We start from the raw sequence: 16,749 nt of genomic DNA, 5'->3' as shown, positions 1-16,749 counted from the left end.
ATCACTTGCGTAAGTATGACAAACAGCCAAAACAAAAACAATGTTGCGTCCTATTTTTCAGATTCTATTAATACTATTGAGTTCAACAAACCTATTGTCACAAAACCTGCAAGGTCACATTACGGATGCCTCTGGCCTAGCCTTACAAGACGTGGTGGTGATAAACAAATCCAAGGTAGAACACACCCATAGCGATGCCAACGGATTTTTTATGCTAGAAGGTGTTCAAGCTACCGATGAGATCCAGTTCTCTCATATTGGCTTTGAGTCTTTAGTCTTTATTGCTGCGGATTTTTTAACCCAAGAACAAAACAACTGGGCCCTTCAAGAAGCGAGACTTTCGCTGTCTCAAGTGGTGATCAGTCCGGCCGTAGGTTTAGATGTACAAATAAGTGATGTGGATCTAAAATTGAATCCGGTGCTTTCCTCTCAGCAACTACTGCAAAGGGTACCCGGACTCTTTATCGGACAACATGCCGGTGGCGGAAAAGCAGAACAGATCTTTTTGCGCGGGTTCGATATAGACCACGGAACAGATATTAATTTGAGTGTGGATGGCCTGCCAGTAAATAAGGTATCACATGCGCATGGCCAAGGCTATAGCGACTTACACTTTGTGATCCCCGAAACGCTTGCGACCATTGATTTTGGCAAAGGCCCATACCAAGCAGCTCAAGGCGATTTTACCACCGCTGGTTATGTAGCCTTTAAAACCAAGGACCAATTAGAACAAAACAGCCTAAGTGTAAGCTATGGTGATTTTGCCAGCTTTAGAACTGTTGGCATGTTCAAGCTTTTAGATGGCCCAAAGACCAAAGCTTACGCTGCCGGATCATTCAATGCCTTTGATGGCCCTTTTATAAGTCCGCAGAACTTTAATCGCGTAAACTTATTTACTAAGTTCAGCACACAATTGGCACAAGACGAGAAGTTGGAATTCAGCGCTTCGCATTTTGCCAGTAAGTGGACAGCATCTGGGCAGATCCCTTGGCGAGCAGTGCGTTCTGGCCAGATAGATCGCTTTGGAGCCATAGACGACACAGAAGGCGGCAATACCTCGAGATCTAATTTGGTAGTCAATCACTTTAAGCGCCTCAATAATGGCAGTAAGATAAATTCTACCCTTTACTATTCCCGCTACGACTTTGAACTCTTTTCGAACTTTACCTTCTTTTTGGAGAATCCTGTAGATGGAGATCAGATCAGGCAGTTTGAGAATCGTGAACTGATGGGTTTTCAGACCACTCTTGACCATAAATTCAACTTAGGGGATAAGACTATAAAGTATCAGTTTGGGGCCGGATTGCGCTACGACAATGTAGACGATTTGGAGCTTGCTCGCACAAAAAATCGCAAAGAGACCTTGGAGCAATTGGCCTTTGGAGATGTTGACCAAACCCACGGATTCCTATTTGCCGCTGCCAATTTAAAATTAGGGAAATGGCGCTTGAACCCAGGGCTGCGCCTGGATGGTTTTCAGTTTGACTATACAGACAGGCTCGCCTCCAACTTCTCTAATCCTACGGCGAGTTCGCTGAGATTGAGCCCTAAGTTCAATCTCTTCTATGAGCCGAGCAGTACGGTTCAGTTGTACTTAAAGAATGGCCTGGGATTCCACTCTAACGATACGCGAGTTTCTGTAACTCCAGGAGCTGTAGACAGTAGTTTGCCAAAAGCCTTTGGAGCAGACCTAGGACTAAACTTTAAACCCAACGACAAGCTCTTTGTGAATTTTGCACTTTGGAGTTTATACCTAGAGCAAGAATTTGTCTATGTAGGCGATGAAGCCATAGTAGAACCCAGCGGGGAGACCCGTCGCCTGGGCTTTGACCTCGGATTGCGGTATCAGCCTACACCATGGCTGTATCTGCAACAAGACCTCAACTATGCCTACGCCCGAAGTTTAGAAGCTGCCGCTGGAGAAGATTACATTCCTTTGGCCCCATCATGGACAGCCATGGGGTCTGCCACCGTTGACCTTGCCCATGGTATTAGCGCCGGATTGCGTTATCGCTTTATTGACGACCGTCCGGCTAACGAAGATAACTCCATAGTTGCTGCAGGATATTTTATCACCGATGCCAATATTGGTTACAGCCTTGGCAATTGGCGCTTTGGCATCTCTGTAGAGAATATTTTTGACACCGAGTGGGAGGAAACCCAGTTTGCCACCAACAGTCGTTTGCAGAACGAAGCAGTTGCGGTGGAGGAGATCCATTTTACCCCGGGAACACCGCGTTTTATCCGAGGGCAGATCACCTATAGATTCTAAATACCCTTAAGCGGCTGATTTTTTGCTATTTTGCAATAGCAAATCATTTGAAGCGGCTCATGAACATCGCTATTCTATCGCGCGGCGCGCAATTATACTCGACCCAAAGCCTGTTTAAGGCGGGCGAACTGCGCAACCACGATGTGGAGATCATAGACCCAACGCACTGTGTGCTCAGCATAGAAGATGGCGAACCTAAGGTGCATTATCTGGGCGATGAGATAGACGACCTACACGCCATTATTCCGCGTATTGGTGCAAGCAATACTTACTTCGGATCTTCTGTGGTCCGGCATTTCGAAGCTCAGGGTGTCTTTACTACTGTGAGCAGTGAATCTATAATCACTTCACGGGATAAATGGACTTGTTTTCAGCTACTGTCTCGTGCCCGAGTGCCAACTCCTATGACCATTTTAGGCAATAACCGCGATCCGGAGAAGCTCTTAGAAGGATGGAAATCGTTTCCGGTTATCATAAAATTGCTCAAAGGTACACACGGCCAAGGTGTGATCTTGGCAGAAAGCCGCCAAAGCGCACTTTCTACCATAGAGACACTAAATAGCCTGGGAGCGCGTTATGTGCTGCAAGAGTTTATTGGGGAGTCTAAAGGCACCGATTTACGAGCTATCGTGGTTGGAGGCAATGTGGTCGCCGCTATGAAACGCCAGAGCAAGGACGGCGATTTTAGGTCGAACCTGCATCGGGGAGCCTCTGCAATTCCGGTTAAACTCGATTACAAACAAGAAGCGCTAGCCATACGCGCAGCCAAGACACTTGGTCTTGGAGCCTGTGGGGTGGACATTCTACCTTCTCAAAAAGGGCCTTTGGTCTTGGAGATCAATTCCACGCCGGGCCTAGAAGGCATAGAAAACACCACGGGCATAGATGTGGCTCGACATTTTATCAGCTATATAGAAAGAAACAAACGCTAATGGCCAAAAACCAAGCAAAACACCTGGAGATCTGTGGCGAGGAGATCGCTCCCGGAGCTTCCATGGAGATCAACCTAAGTACCGCAACCCTGCATACGCAGACCAAGATAGATGTGCCTATAATCATTGAGCGGGCCAAGGTAGACGGCCCTACCGTGCTTTTCACTGCAGGCATACACGGTGATGAGGTCAATGGTATTGAGATCGTGCGCCAGCTTATCGCCAAAGGGATCAACAAACCAAAGGCAGGCACGGTGGTCTGTATCCCAATTGTAAACATCTTTGGATTTATTCAGAAGTCGCGAGAGTTTCCAGATGGTCGTGATCTGAACCGTGTTTTTCCGGGGAGCCGATCTGGGTCCTTGGCGTCGCAGTTTGCCTACCAGCTCACTCATCAGATCATGCCTAGCATAGACTACTGTATGGATTTTCACACCGGAGGTAGCAGCAGATTCAATGTACCGCACATCCGCATAACCGGAGCAGACAAAACCCAGAACAAACTGGCAGAGGTATTTAACGCGCCCTTTATTCTACACTCCAAGAATATAAAGAAATCGTTCCGCAGCTATTGTGAGAAAAACGATATTACTGCCTTGCTCTTTGAGGGCGGAAAGTCCAACAGCATTGACAATATTGTTAGCAATACTGGAGTAAACGGAGCGAAGAGAGTGTTGAACGAATTGGGCATGTTGCGCTCTAAGTTCAAGGTGAGTTCTCCAAAGAAAAAATCAGTAGTAATTACACAGAGTCGCTGGCTTAGAGCGTCTACGTCAGGTATGTTCAAACCGGCAGTTAAGGCAGGAGAAAGTGTGCCTGTAGGCCATGTGCTGGGACATATTACAGACCCTTATGGCAAGGTGCATTATTGGATCCGTTCTAATGCTGCTGGTTATGTGATCAATGTGAACGAGGCGCCTATAGTTTACCAAGGCGATGCGCTGTTTCATATCTCTACGGCCAACTTATGACCAAGACAGCCCTGCGAAAAGCATACAAATCAAAGCGCCAAGGCCTATCTGAAAAGGAGCTGGAAGATGCCAGTTTGGCTATTGCCAATGCTGCCTTGCAGCTTCCAATTTGGGAGGCGCGCTATTACCATATCTTTCTCCCTATTAGCCGCCAGTTAGAAGTCAATACCGAATATCTTTTGCACATCTTGCAGGGCAAGGATAAAAGTGTGGTGGTCTCTAAAAGTAAGTTCGAAGATGCGAGCTTGACGCATATCTTATTGGAAGATCACACCCGAATTAAAGTGAACCCTTGGGGTATTCCGGAACCAGAAGATGGAATAGAAATTCCTACCAATAAACTCGATGTGGTCTTTGTACCGCTTTTGGCCTACGACAAGCAGGGAAACCGCTTGGGTTATGGCAAAGGCTTTTACGACCGTTTTTTAGCGCAGTGTAAATCCGAAGTAATAAAGATTGGCCTGTCTTTCTTTGCTGCGGAAGATGAGATCCCGCATAGCGATACCGATATCCCGCTGGACTATTGTATTAGCCCGGAGCACACTTATAAGTTCTAATCGTCGCTTAGCGAAGCTACCGTGTCTGGCTTTTTAGGGAAGGCCTTCTTGTGGAATACCAAGAGCATCAGAACTCCGCAGGTAATAGAAGCATCGGCAATGTTGAAAACGGGTTCAAAGAAGGTGAACCGTTCTCCACCCCAAAATGGGATCCATTCTGGCAGATCACCAGACCATAAGGGGAAGTACAACATATCAACTACCTTTCCGTAGAAGATGGGCGCATAACCGCCTTCTTCTGGCATAAATGTGGCTACTTGGCCTAAGGAATCGTTAAAGATCATCCCGTAGAAAACCGAATCGATAATGTTTCCGAAAGCGCCGGCAAAAATGAAGGAGACTGCCGTGGTGAGTATACGTGAGGTCTGCTTCTTTACCGAATCCCACAACCAATAACCTATACCAACTATGGCTACCAAACGAAACAAGGTCAAGAAAAGCTTGCCGTATTGCCCTGGGATCTTTGCGCCCCAAGCCATGCCTTCGTTCTCTATAAAATAGATGCGGAACCATTCTTGTCCGAAGACACTGAAACCGCCGTGTAATTGATAATGGGTTTTGATATACACCTTACTGACCTGATCGATCAGCAAAACGATAAAGATGATAATACCTGCTTTCTTTAAAGACATTAGAAGGTTTTAAGGCTACAAAAATACACTAATTTTTGGCTTTGAGACGGATGTTTCCTCGCGGGGCAACAACGCTTATTTTATGGGTTCCACTTTGGGGTAATCGGTTGTCTATTTTGTCGGGATCACCCACCGTTTCTGCGTAGAGTCCGCTAAGGCCTTTTACGTTTATATTTCCATCTGAAGTGGCCAGCACCCCCGAGGCCAAAAAGTTCTTAGCATTGATATTTCCGCCGTCTAAACGCAATTCCACTGCTGCGAACTCACCGTCTAAAGCCACACTTAAACAACGTCCGGAAACGTTCAAATATTTTCCTTTTGGGATCTCCAAGATGAGTTCTGCCGCAATGACCTTGTGCGCACCCAATTTATCATCTGTTGGCGTAAAGCCTGGAGCAAAGCCAATATTGATATTCCAGGTTCCGCCCGCTTCTATGAGATTCAATACCAATTCTGCAGCAAATTCGCCTTCTGTGTTCATAAAGGCCTTAAAGCGATTGGTTTGGGATGTTCTAACAGTGAGTCTAGAAATATTATCCACATCTACCTGCAAAACCTGCAGCGTAGAGGCATCTATATCCTTAATGGTCTCTATTTGTGCCAAGGCCCAAGGGCTAAAGCTTAGCCACAGCAAAATGATGGAGAAATAACGCATAAGAAAAACGCCCCAAAGCGGGGCGTCTGTATTATTTCTGCATGTTTTTGGCTTCGATGCTCAAGGTAGCATGCGGCACCAATTTAAGGCGTTCCGGATTGATGAGTTTCCCGGTTACACGGCAAATGCCATAGGTCTTATTTTCTATACGGATCAAGGCGTTCTTTAGATCGCGAATGAACTTCTCTTGTCGAATAGCCAATTGCGAATTCGCCTCTTTAGACATTACTTCGGAGCCTTCGTCAAAAGCTTTGAAGGTAGGAGAGGTATCGTCTGTTCCGTTATTTGAATCGTTTTTGTAAGCGCTTTCAATAAGCTCGAGTTGCTGCTTGGCCTTATCCATCTTCTCCATGATGATCTGACGGAATTCTTCGAGCTCCTTATCGCTGTATCGGTTTTTAACTTCTTGCGCCATAATCCTAATATTTTTTTATCGCCAGTCGGGTTTCTATATCGTCAAATGCAACTTCCGTGCCTTCTTTTAGGTCGTCAGAAAACTCGAGACTCGCGGTTAAAGTTTCCGTTTTAATATAATCCAGATTTGCGGCTACCGCAGCTTCCAGTTCTGGGGCCTTTTGAATAGTTACAGACACCTTGTCTGTGACTTCAAAGCCCGAATCCTTGCGTACGTTTTGAATGCGGTTCACCAATTCTCTGGCAATGCCTTCGCTCTTGAGCTCCGGAGTGATGTTAACATCTAAGGCAACTGTGAGGGGACCATTATTGGCCACTAACCATCCTTCTATATCCTGCGAGCTAATCTCCACGTCAGGCAGGCCTAAAATAATATTTTTTTCATTAATTACAACTGCTATTTCACCTTTCTGCTCAATGGTTTGAATGTCTTCTTGAGTGAACTGTGAAACCGCCGCTGCAACGGCTTTCATGTCTTTTCCGAATTTTGGCCCGAGGACCTTGAAATTCGGTTTGATCTGCTTCACCAAAATGCCACTGGCATCGTCTAGCAGTTCTATTTCTTTTACGTTTACTTCGGATTTTACCAAGTCTGCAATAAGCTCAATCTCGGCCTTATCCGCAGCATCTAAAACAGGGATCATTATACGCTGCAATGGCTGACGCACTTTGATCTGCTCTTTCTTGCGTAACGAGAGTACCAAGGAAGATATTGTTTGCGCCTTCTGCATGCGGTGTTCTAAAGCGGAATCGATCAAGGCTTCGTTGGCCTTTGGGAAATCGCTTAAGTGAACCGACGTTGCCGATTCCAAGCCACAAACAGCATTGAGATCTTGATACAATCGATCCATATAGAATGGAGCTATCGGAGCACTGAGTTGCGCCACACGATGCAAACAAGTACATAGGGTCTGATATGCAGAGATCTTGTCTGGGCCGTAGCTACCTTTCCAGAAACGGCGACGGCACAAACGCACATACCAGTTACTCAAGTTCTCTTGCACAAAGTTCGAGATGGCTCGGGCAGCCTTGGTAGGCTCGTAATCGGCATAGGCCTCATCCACTACTTTGATAAGGGTATTGAGTTCTGATAGGATCCAACGGTCGATCTCTGGTCTGTCTGCTACTGGAACATCTGGCTCACTGTAGTTAAAGCCGTCCAAGTTAGCGTACAAACTAAAGAAGCTGTAGGTATTATAAAGCGTTCCGAAGTATTTGTTGCGCACCTCACCAATACCATCAATGTCAAACTTGAGGTTGTCCCAAGGGTTGGCATTCTGGATCATATACCAACGGGTGGCATCCGGTCCGTATTTATCTAGGGTTTCAAAAGGATCGGTGGCATTGCCCAAACGTTTGGACATCTTCTGACCGTTCTTGTCTAAAACCAAGCCATTCGACACTACGTTCTTATAAGCCACGTCGTCAAAGGTCATGGTGGCAATGGCGTGCAAGGTGTAGAACCAACCACGGGTCTGATCCACTCCTTCTGCAATAAAGTCTGCCTTGCGCCAGGTGTTCTCTACCATCTCCTTGTTCTCAAAAGGATAATGCCACTGGGCATAAGGCATGGAACCAGAATCGAACCAAACGTCAATGAGGTCACTCTCGCGCTTCATCGGCTTGCCCGATGAGCTCACCAAGGTGATCTGGTCTACAATATTTTTATGTAGGTCTACTTTAGCGTAGTTCTCCTCGCTCATATCGCCCACCACAAAGTCGGCAAACAGATCGGCTTCCATAAAACCAGCACTAACGGCTTCTGCCATAGCTTCTTTAAGTTCCGCCACAGAACCAATGATGCGTTCTTCTTTACCGTCATCACTGCGCCAGATAGGCAATGGGATTCCCCAGAAACGCGAACGAGAAAGGTTCCAGTCGTTGGCGTTAGATAGCCAGTTTCCGAAACGGCCTTCACCAGTCGCCTTAGGCTTCCAGTTGATCTCTTGGTTGAGTTCGAACATGCGGTCTTTAAAGGCAGTCGCTTTAATGAACCAGCTGTCTAGAGGATAGTATAAGATAGGTTTGTCCGTACGCCAGCAGTTTGGATAACTGTGCACATACTTCTCCACCTTAAAGGCTTTATTGTCGGTCTTGAGGATAATAGCCAGCTCCACGTCTACGCTTTTGTCTGGCGCATCTCCATCGGTATAATATTCGTTCTTAACATACTTGCCACCCAACTCGCCCAATTCCGGACGGAAACGCCCCTGCAGGTCAACAAGTGGTACCAAGTTGTCGTTTTCATCTTTGACCAACATAGGCGGCACTTCTGGCGTGGCCTCTTTGGCCACCTTGGCATCGTCTGCACCAAAGGTCGGTGCGGTGTGTACTATACCTGTTCCGTCTTCTGTGGTAACAAAATCTCCAGCGATCACGCGGAATGCGTTCTCCGGATTGTCATTTGGGAGGGCGTAGGTAAGTAATTGCTCGTAACGGCTCTCCACCAAATCTGCCCCTAAAATGGTATCAACCACTAAATAAGGCACCTTTTTCGCTCCAGGTTCATAAGCCGTGAGTGCAGCTGCGTCCTCCGCCTTCTCAAACTTACCGCTGAATTGCTTCCCGATCAAGGCAGTGGCCAAAACCACAGTAACAGGAGCAAAGGTGTATTGGTTGTAAGTCTTCACTACCGAATACTCGATCTTAGGCCCAACGGTCAAAGCGGTGTTAGACGGTAAGGTCCAAGGGGTAGTGGTCCAAGCTAAGAAATGCAGGTCTGTATACTGTTGCAACTTAGCTGGCAAGGTTTCGGTTATGGCCTTAAACTGTGCCACAACCGTGGTATCGGTAACGTCTTGGTAAGTTCCTGGCTGGTTCAGCTCGTGGGAACTCAGACCTGTTCCAGCCTTAGGCGAATACGGCTGAATGGTATAGCCTTTATACAGCAGGTCTTGCTTGTAGATGTTCTTTAAGAGCCACCAAACAGTTTCCATGTACTTGGGCTCGTAGGTCACATACGGATCGTCCATATCTACCCAATACCCAATGCGCTCGGTAAGGTTGTTCCAAATGTCGGTATAGCGCATCACGGCCTTTTTACAGGCTGCGTTGTACTCTTCTACCGTGATCTTTTTACCAATGTCTTCTTTGGTGATGCCGAGTTCTTTCTCCACGCCCAATTCAATAGGCAGTCCGTGAGTATCCCATCCGGCTTTACGCTTAACTTGGTAGCCTTTTTGGGTTTTGTAGCGGCAAAAGATATCTTTAATGGCGCGGGCCATAACGTGGTGAATTCCAGGCAATCCGTTGGCCGATGGTGGGCCTTCAAAGAACACAAACGGTTCTCCGCTCTCACGGCTGGTCACACTCTGTTCAAACACCTGGTTTTGCTTCCAAAAATCAAGTACTTCTTCCGCAACTTTGGGAAGGTCAAGTCCTTTATATTCAGCAAATTTCGCGCTCATTTATGGGTCTTTTCTAATAAGGGAGCGAAATTAAGGAATTTTGGTCAAATTTCCTTTGCATTCAGGGTTTATAAGGCATTGAGGTTTTTTGCTAGAGAAGAAGGGATGATTTTATGATGTTTGAGCTTGATTCAAGGACTAGTCCTTGGACCTTTTTACTCTTTTTATTCTGATACTTTTTTTTCCACTGATGATTACTGAAGGATTAATGTCCAGTGGACATTATGACTGAAGTACCTCCAAAAAATCTATTGACAATGATTTATTTCTTTATGTCACTTTTCCCATTGCCGCAAAAGTGACCAAAAGGTCTAGTCCCACCGGAATCGATTTTTTACTATGGATTCTTGCTGCATCGTTAATTAAGCTAGAAACCACAAAACCCGCCTAAATTCTTCCGCAATCTCAGAATTCTTAACGGCGTGTTTTGTTATCGATGCGGTGGGACATTCTTTAGTTTCGTCTGGATTAAGCATAGCAATATCAACGCTGGTGGCTTGTTTTTCTAAAAGATCGCTTAAGAGTCTCATGGGGTTTAATCACTCGATGACCGTAATAAAAGCAAATCAGTTCAATTGTTTGTATTTCTTTATCTTAAGGCACAAATCCACTTAGCATGAAAAACCTGATCCTCCTAAGTTTGCTATTATTTATGGCAATCCCCACAACTGCGCAGCAAAAAGCTGCCAGAGCTGATTATACACAGATAAAAGCCTTAATCCCTTATAGTAGTACGGAGCTTGAAGCGCGACAGAAACAGTTTCAAGACAGCCTGTTGCAAGCCTTAGAAAGACAGTACGATATCAAGAAAATAGAACAAGAAGCAAGTATCTTCAAGAATCAACAGGAGTATAATGCTGGCGATGAAGCTACTCAATTAAAATTTACAGAAGCTCAAGAAAAACTGCAAAGGATATCAGACTATTACAGTCAGGCTGTGTCTGAAAATGCATCGAAAGTCTATAAACCGTTCCTTGATCTATCGGAAGAAATAAGGCAAATCATTGCGAAGAATGGATATGACCTGATTTTCCTCTTCGGACCCAATGGGGTTGAATCTGTGGAATATAAAGATGTTGAAACTAACAGCAATTTTCAGAATAGTATTGTTGACTGCGCCAGAAAAAAAGGTTTTTCGAATCAGGCAGACTACAATGAAAAACTAAACATGTGTTCTAGGGAAATTCTCAGCCCACTTATGCAGAATAGTGTAGACATCACAGAATTAGTAATACAAGAATTAAAAAAGTAAGGCATGGGTAATCTCCAATTCAATTTCCAAGCTAGGCTATTTGTAACGCTTCTTTTTTTAGCAATGATAAGCCATACGAGCTTGGCTCAGTACAACGTAAAAGCCGCAAGAGTTAATTATCCATTACTTGAAAAAATAGTTCAACCTAATAAGGCCGAATTGCAGCTGCAACTCGATAGCTATATTGACAGCTTAAATACAGCCTTGTCGGGAAAAGAAAGAACAAGAGATCTTGAGAACTATACCAATAATCTTATCGCGCTAAAAAAACAAGAACTCTTCTATAAAACATATCGTTTGAATGAGCTCATTACGACTATTGCTAAAACTAAAGATTGTGATGTGGCCTTTTTAATGAGTGCAGACGATGAATTCATCGGTTTCCTTTTTGTGCCAAATCGTGAAATTCAATTAAAGTTATTAGCTAATAATTGCGCGGCAGAGTACATGAAGAATGCCCAAGAAAAAGTAGACGATGAAACACTCTATTACAGCTGTTTAAAAGCAATTTTTGACCGTATGTTGCCCGAAAGTACGGACATAACAAAACAAATTAGTGAGATTCTGAACAAATAAAAAACCAGCCATTTGGCTGGTTGGTAGTTAGCTAACTAATTTAATTTTATCAGTTTTTTCTCCAGGTTGAGCTCGTCTAACATCTGACGGGTAAAACTGTAATGCCCTCGGGCAGTTATGATCTTAAATCGGTGATCTTTTAGATTGGTCATTACGTCTAAAAAGCGCCATTTGGTTTTAAGTAAGGTAGGCTTCTCACTTTTTACACTGACCTCAAAAAAATGTTTGCGGCCGTCTCTCTGGGCCGTAATGTCTGGGGTTATCACCAGATCGGAGCCCTTGCGGCGATAACTCTTTGGGGTTTCATAGCCGTCTAGATCGGCTTTAATGTTCTCGAATCCTTTTTGCTGTAAATGCTGTACGGATTGTTCTAATAATTCCGTGTTGTTTTTCTTGTCTATCTGTATCATAACCTATAGAATAAGATTTTTTGTTGGATTTCTCTGTTAATGGAGGGTTAAAATGTTTAAAATCAAGTTTTTATTATCTTTTTTAAAGGACTATCCCTTTGATATTCTGTTATTGTCGCGATACCTGTTGCAACTGAGGTTTGTTCGGTGCGAGATCGCGCAAAGAGTCGCAGAGCGACGCGCGACTCAGAAAAACCGAAGGGTTCGTTGCTTAGGCAACGAATGCAACTCCATCGCGACTAGATTTTTTTGAACACTTTTTTCATCGATGGAAAAAAGTGTTAGAAAAGGTTTGCGGCACTCGCCGCGATGATTAAACAGAGTTTGTCGAGTGGCACAAAAAATATAAAAGGTTAATTTTACAAAATGAAAAATGCTAAAGCTGTACTCTTTGACATGGATGGGGTGATCATTGATTCTGAGCCCTTACATCACGAAGCCTATTTTAAAATGTTTGCCGAGGTAGGTATAGACGTTTCAGAGGAGCTTTACGAGAGTTTTACAGGTCGCTCTACCAAAGAGATAAGTGATCAGCTGGCTGCGGATTTCAATACCCAAGAATCGCCCCAAGAGTTGACGCGCCTAAAGCGCAAATACTTTTACGAGCTGTTTGACAACAGCCCCAATTTGCAACTCATAGACGGCGTAAGAGATGCTATGATCCGCTTTCACAGCGCTGGTTTAAAATTGGTAGTGGCTTCATCGGCTTCTATGGAGAACATCAAAAGGGTGTTTGACCGTTTTGAGTTAGACCAGTATTTTGTGGGAAAGATATCGGGCGCCGATCTACCTAAATCCAAACCGCATCCGGAGATCTTTCAAAAAGCCGCCCAAATTGCCGGCGAAGCCCCAGAAGATTGCTTTGTTATAGAAGACGCCACCAACGGTATCAAAGCCGCCAAAGCTGCGGGCATTTATTGTTATGCGTTTAAATCTGAGCATTCTACAGGGCAAGATTATGGGCTTGCGGATCGGGTTATTTCTTCTTTTGAGGAGATTGAGATTTAACGGTTATCGAATGATTTTCACGTAGTGGAAATTGTATCGAGATAACAGCTTTGAGAATAGTGCTTGCCGCTTCGCGGGTGCTTCGCTTAAAAGCCCACCAAATGTTTCTTATCTTTCAGAAACTAATTACTTTAAAACCTGAGATATTTTTGTTATGAAAATAATTTCTACGCACGGCGACGAATACAGTGATTTTCGAGATTTTGTGGGATATTATGCCGAAAAGATTATTGAAAACACTGGTATATACCAGAATCCAGGTTCAGGTTCTCATAACAGAAATGTAACGATTAGAACCCCTGGAGATGGTCCAAGAATAAGTGTCTATGCTGAGCGAATTAAAATCAATTTGTTTAAAACCAACTTAGTAAGGTCTGAAGCAGAATTGGATGAGCAACAAATTGCTCTGTTAGATTGTAGAGTCGTACATTCCAAACAATGGGATATTGTTAACCTGTACCCTAAGAGTCTTGACTCATTTGGATCATCTGAAAAAGAAATGGCAAAAAGAGCCACTTACGTTTTAACTATCATCCAGTATGCTCTTAAAGTTTTAATCTATCCAGTAGATTTGCCAGAAGAAACTCAACAGTAAATTGTCTAATTATTATTCTAGACCTCTAACACGAGAATCATACAATTCATTAAACCAAATGGTCTTAAACATTGAATTCACTTTATCCTCGGTCATTTTATTATAAAATTCCAATTTTTTATCGATGAAATTAAGTAGTTCACTATCTATTTCTTCGTTAAATTTCTCTTTTATATTGTCTTTAGAATTAGCTTGATTAAAGAATGCCATTAGCTTTTGATTGGCATAAATGTTCTCTTTCATTTTGCTAAATTCTACCTTGTCTTCATCCGTAAGTTCTAATCCGTAAGTATCATTCAGAACTTTAATGATTTTGGTAAGAAAATCCAATTCATCTTCTTGGTTTGGTCCTTTGCCTCCAGGTTTTAAACCTTCGTCTTCACCATCAGCAGATTCCAGTTTTAATTTTGTAGTATACTTATGCTGAATTTTATAACTATGTAGTTTTACATCGTTAATGACGTCCACTGGGAGATCTGGTTTGTCAAATGGTAATTTTTTGAGTAATGCGGTAAGAAAAACATAATTCTTCTCCAAATCTACATCTGTAAAACTGATTACATGGCTTAAAAATCTGTAAAGCTTTATAAATGATTTAGAAGCTTTTTTAAAGTTATCCTGATCTTCTTTATTAAGTTGATCCTTATATCTATTTGCAACTGTTTTCAAAATGGGCTGAAGTTGTTCAAAATCTTCTTTTGGAGAGAAAAAGATCCCAGCAAAGCTTTCAACCTCACTCTCATAAAATAGATTAAATCTTTCCACTTCATTCAAACTATCGTAAATCGCATTCGGATCTGTCAAGTTTTCTTCCAAAATGTAGTTTTTTCCATAATAATGTTGAAAGTCTGCTTGAATATCCTCTGGATCATTCACAAAATCCAAGACCATTGTTGAGTCTTTTCCTTTGGTGGTTCTATTAAGCCTTGACAGTGTTTGTACTGTGCTAGTTTGTCCTAGCTTTTTATCAACAAACATGGTGTGCATCAGTGGTTCGTCAAAACCTGTTTGATACTTGTTGGCAACAATTAAAATTCTGTATTTAGGTAGTTTTAAGGCATCTGTTATACTAATTCTCCCACCTAAATTATTCATACTACTCTCAGTATAATCTTCACCTGTTTCCGAGTCTTTGACTGTGCCAGAGAAAGCAACTAAGGCTTCATAGGGCAGCTTCATTTCGCGCATGATATCGTCAAACTTCCGTTTATAGCGAACAGCATGCAAACGCGATTTAGTAACAAGCATAGCTCTAGCTTTACCCTGAATTTTGTTTTGAGTGTCAGCCGCGAAATGCTCCAACATGATTCGCGATTTCTTTTCTATTGCGTGATCTTGTAAATCGACATAGTTGCCTAAGATTCGAACGGTCTTTTTCTTTTCGTATTCCTTGTCTTCAATTTCAGAGCGTTTAATCAGTTTGTAGTATCTCTTAAACGACATATAATTTTCAAGAACGTCCAAGATAAAGCCTTCCTTAATTGCCTGCTCCATCGTATACTTATCAAAGGGTTCCTTTTTTCCATTAACAAGTGTACCAAACAACTCTATGGTTTTTGACTTAGGTGTTGCTGTAAATGCAAATTGAGAAATATTGGGTTGTTGTCCTTTTTTAGCAATTTCATCGGCTATAACTTCATCTAAGTCTTTTGCCGGAACATCCTTCTCTGCAGCTTCTTCTAAGCTAAGAGCTTTTCTCATATGTCTTGCAACCTCTCCTGATTGAGAACTATGAGCCTCATCAATTATAATCGCATAATTACGCTCTTTTGATTGCGTTACTACATCCGATATAATTGGAAACTTTTGAATTGTTGTTATAATGATCCTTGTACCATGTTCTATCTCACGCTTTAAATCTTGGGCAGATGTCTTTTCATCTAGATATGCCACCATACCAGGAATATTATCTATCTGTCTAATATTCTCTTGTATTTGTTTATTTAAAACTCGACGATCGGTCACCACAATTATAGAATCATATAGTGCCTTTTCATCTGTATAATGCCGATAGAAATTTGCTAAGCGGTAGGCTAACCAGGTTATGGAATTGGACTTACCAGAACCCGCAGAATGTTGGATTAGATAGTTTTTACCCGCACCATCTATCTTCAACTGTTCCAATAATCGTCTTACGGCCTTTAACTGATGGTAGCGAGGAAATAATAACTTTGTAGACTTTTTCTCCAACAACTTTTTAGTTCTTGGGTCATAATACTTCTCGGTATCTTCCTGCAGATTAATATAGTTTTGAACAAGATCCATAATGGAGTCCTTGCGCAAAATTTCTTGCCATAGATAGGCAGTATCAAAACCATCAGGATTACTATTTCTTAATCCTTTATTAAATGGTAAAAAGAAAGTCGATTTCCCTTTAAGCTGGGTGGTCATAAACACTTTTTCAGTGCCTACCGCGAAATGCACAAGACATCTTCGAAACTCTAAAAGTGGTTCCCCTTTAGGATCCCTGTCTTGAATGTATTGTTTTATGGCATTGTGATGATTTTGGTTTGTTAGAGCATTTTTCAGTTCAGCCGTAGCAACAGGTATTCCATTTATAAAAAAAGCCAGGTCAATTTCATTGCTATTCTTGGTTGAGTATGCCAGCTGTCTGATAATAGATAATCGGTTTTGCTTATACCATACTTCATGTTCTGGAGTTTTATTATTGGAAGGCTTAAAATAGGCCAATTCAAACTTCAATCCGTTTATTTTTATACCTTTCCGCAGCGTGTCAAGTGTCTTATTGGTCTTTAAGCTTTTAACAACTCGCTCCAAAAGTTTGTTATCGATTGCATCTCCTAATTGTTCTTTTAAATAAGAATATTGGTCTCCTTGTGATTCCACAATAAAGCTCAATATTTCTCTAGGAACTATAGCGTTATCTCTATCATATTTCTCATTCGAAACTTGATGGTATTCATTAACGCCTCCCTCTTCCGTCTTTGCGGTGAGGTATTTAACAATGTGATCTTCGAAATGTATTTCTTTTGTTCCTCCTGCCATGTGCTACAATTTTCTCGTGCCCTTTAAACGCTCCTCAATTTCATTCTCATAGCGTTTCAACA

14 protein-coding genes are annotated in these 16,749 nt (G+C 42.7%); 8 read left to right on the top strand and 6 right to left on the bottom strand.

The annotated features are described in order from the left end of the window. Positions 1-40: 40 nt before the first annotated feature. From BTO09_RS06600 to BTO09_RS06585, 4 genes are read left to right on the top strand one after another with little or no spacing between them, the layout of a single operon-like run. A complete protein-coding gene (locus BTO09_RS06600) occupies positions 41-2,272 on the top strand; it encodes a TonB-dependent receptor plug domain-containing protein (RefSeq protein WP_087524017.1) in 2,232 nt (743 codons plus the stop codon). A 59-nt stretch (positions 2,273-2,331) separates the two neighbouring features. Further along, positions 2,332-3,204: a RimK family alpha-L-glutamate ligase gene (locus tag BTO09_RS06595; protein WP_087524016.1), complete on the top strand. Its 873-nt coding sequence runs from the start codon at positions 2,332-2,334 to the stop codon at positions 3,202-3,204. Next, positions 3,204-4,175 (top strand): succinylglutamate desuccinylase/aspartoacylase family protein, encoded by a 972-nt coding sequence (locus BTO09_RS06590; RefSeq protein ID WP_087524015.1) that lies wholly within the window; start codon positions 3,204-3,206, stop codon positions 4,173-4,175. The genes BTO09_RS06595 and BTO09_RS06590 overlap by 1 nt, the downstream gene beginning before the upstream one ends. Then, complete coding sequence (locus tag BTO09_RS06585; protein WP_087524014.1) at positions 4,172-4,732, top strand: 5-formyltetrahydrofolate cyclo-ligase; 561 nt, start codon at positions 4,172-4,174, stop codon at positions 4,730-4,732. The genes BTO09_RS06590 and BTO09_RS06585 overlap by 4 nt, the downstream gene beginning before the upstream one ends. Here BTO09_RS06585 and BTO09_RS06580 read toward each other — a convergent pair. Genes BTO09_RS06580 through ileS form a run of 4 tightly spaced genes read right to left on the bottom strand, consistent with a single transcriptional unit; the run spans position 4,729 to position 9,840 of the window. Beyond that, positions 4,729-5,364 carry a lipoprotein signal peptidase gene (locus BTO09_RS06580; protein ID WP_087524013.1) on the bottom strand — a complete coding sequence of 212 codons (636 nt, stop codon included), beginning with the start codon at positions 5,362-5,364 and terminating at the stop codon, positions 4,729-4,731. The genes BTO09_RS06585 and BTO09_RS06580 overlap by 4 nt on opposite strands. Before the next feature lie 28 nt (positions 5,365-5,392). Further along, positions 5,393-6,019 (bottom strand): hypothetical protein, encoded by a 627-nt coding sequence (locus BTO09_RS06575; RefSeq protein ID WP_087524012.1) that lies wholly within the window; start codon positions 6,017-6,019, stop codon positions 5,393-5,395. 31 nt (positions 6,020-6,050) lie between these two features. Continuing rightward, positions 6,051-6,434, bottom strand: a complete 384-nt coding sequence (locus tag BTO09_RS06570) for a TraR/DksA C4-type zinc finger protein (RefSeq protein ID WP_087524011.1) — start codon at positions 6,432-6,434, stop codon at positions 6,051-6,053. A 4-nt stretch (positions 6,435-6,438) separates the two neighbouring features. Beyond that, a complete protein-coding gene (ileS, locus tag BTO09_RS06565; protein WP_087524010.1) occupies positions 6,439-9,840 on the bottom strand; it encodes an isoleucine--tRNA ligase in 3,402 nt (1,133 codons plus the stop codon). 616 nt (positions 9,841-10,456) lie between these two features. Between ileS and BTO09_RS06560 the strand changes: the two genes are divergently transcribed. After that, positions 10,457-11,092, top strand: coding sequence for a hypothetical protein (locus tag BTO09_RS06560; protein ID WP_087524009.1), 636 nt, complete (start codon positions 10,457-10,459; stop codon positions 11,090-11,092). A 3-nt stretch (positions 11,093-11,095) separates the two neighbouring features. Further along, entirely contained in the window at positions 11,096-11,668 is a 573-nt protein-coding gene (locus BTO09_RS06555; protein WP_087524008.1) for a hypothetical protein, read from the top strand. Between the two features lie 35 nt (positions 11,669-11,703). Here BTO09_RS06555 and BTO09_RS06550 read toward each other — a convergent pair whose 3' ends face one another. Then, on the bottom strand, positions 11,704-12,078 hold the full coding sequence (locus BTO09_RS06550; RefSeq protein ID WP_087524007.1) for a hypothetical protein: 375 nt from the start codon (positions 12,076-12,078) through the stop codon (positions 11,704-11,706). 366 nt (positions 12,079-12,444) lie between these two features. Here BTO09_RS06550 and BTO09_RS06545 point away from each other — a divergent pair, with 366 nt between their 5' ends. Beyond that, a complete protein-coding gene (locus BTO09_RS06545; protein ID WP_087524006.1) occupies positions 12,445-13,086 on the top strand; it encodes an HAD family phosphatase in 642 nt (213 codons plus the stop codon). A 154-nt stretch (positions 13,087-13,240) separates the two neighbouring features. After that, positions 13,241-13,681, top strand: coding sequence for a hypothetical protein (locus tag BTO09_RS06540; protein WP_087524005.1), 441 nt, complete (start codon positions 13,241-13,243; stop codon positions 13,679-13,681). A gap of 12 nt (positions 13,682-13,693) precedes the next feature. Here BTO09_RS06540 and BTO09_RS06535 read toward each other — a convergent pair whose 3' ends face one another. Continuing rightward, a complete protein-coding gene (locus BTO09_RS06535; protein WP_087524004.1) occupies positions 13,694-16,687 on the bottom strand; it encodes a type I restriction endonuclease subunit R in 2,994 nt (997 codons plus the stop codon). Positions 16,688-16,749 lie beyond the last annotated feature (62 nt).

The sequence above is a fragment of the Gilvibacter sp. SZ-19 genome (assembly GCF_002163875.1).
In the GTDB taxonomy this organism is placed as follows: Bacteria; Bacteroidota; Bacteroidia; order Flavobacteriales; family Flavobacteriaceae; genus Gilvibacter.
This window is presented reverse-complemented; position numbering and strand designations above follow the sequence as displayed.

Bases quoted from the DNA above. Each gene is read 5' to 3' on its own strand.
- BTO09_RS06535 (WP_087524004.1), bottom strand. From the start codon at position 16,687: ATGGCAGGAGGAACAAAAGAAATACATTTCGAAGATCACATTGTTAAA.
- BTO09_RS06560 (WP_087524009.1), top strand. From the start codon at position 10,457: ATGAAAAACCTGATCCTCCTAAGTTTGCTATTATTTATGGCAATCCCC.
- BTO09_RS06575 (WP_087524012.1), bottom strand. From the start codon at position 6,019: ATGCGTTATTTCTCCATCATTTTGCTGTGGCTAAGCTTTAGCCCTTGG.
- BTO09_RS06600 (WP_087524017.1), top strand. From the start codon at position 41: ATGTTGCGTCCTATTTTTCAGATTCTATTAATACTATTGAGTTCAACA.
- BTO09_RS06555 (WP_087524008.1), top strand. From the start codon at position 11,096: ATGGGTAATCTCCAATTCAATTTCCAAGCTAGGCTATTTGTAACGCTT.
- BTO09_RS06570 (WP_087524011.1), bottom strand. From the start codon at position 6,434: ATGGCGCAAGAAGTTAAAAACCGATACAGCGATAAGGAGCTCGAAGAA.
- BTO09_RS06590 (WP_087524015.1), top strand. From the start codon at position 3,204: ATGGCCAAAAACCAAGCAAAACACCTGGAGATCTGTGGCGAGGAGATC.
- BTO09_RS06540 (WP_087524005.1), top strand. From the start codon at position 13,241: ATGAAAATAATTTCTACGCACGGCGACGAATACAGTGATTTTCGAGAT.
- BTO09_RS06595 (WP_087524016.1), top strand. From the start codon at position 2,332: ATGAACATCGCTATTCTATCGCGCGGCGCGCAATTATACTCGACCCAA.
- BTO09_RS06580 (WP_087524013.1), bottom strand. From the start codon at position 5,364: ATGTCTTTAAAGAAAGCAGGTATTATCATCTTTATCGTTTTGCTGATC.
- BTO09_RS06585 (WP_087524014.1), top strand. From the start codon at position 4,172: ATGACCAAGACAGCCCTGCGAAAAGCATACAAATCAAAGCGCCAAGGC.
- BTO09_RS06550 (WP_087524007.1), bottom strand. From the start codon at position 12,078: ATGATACAGATAGACAAGAAAAACAACACGGAATTATTAGAACAATCC.
- BTO09_RS06545 (WP_087524006.1), top strand. From the start codon at position 12,445: ATGAAAAATGCTAAAGCTGTACTCTTTGACATGGATGGGGTGATCATT.
- ileS (WP_087524010.1), bottom strand. From the start codon at position 9,840: ATGAGCGCGAAATTTGCTGAATATAAAGGACTTGACCTTCCCAAAGTT.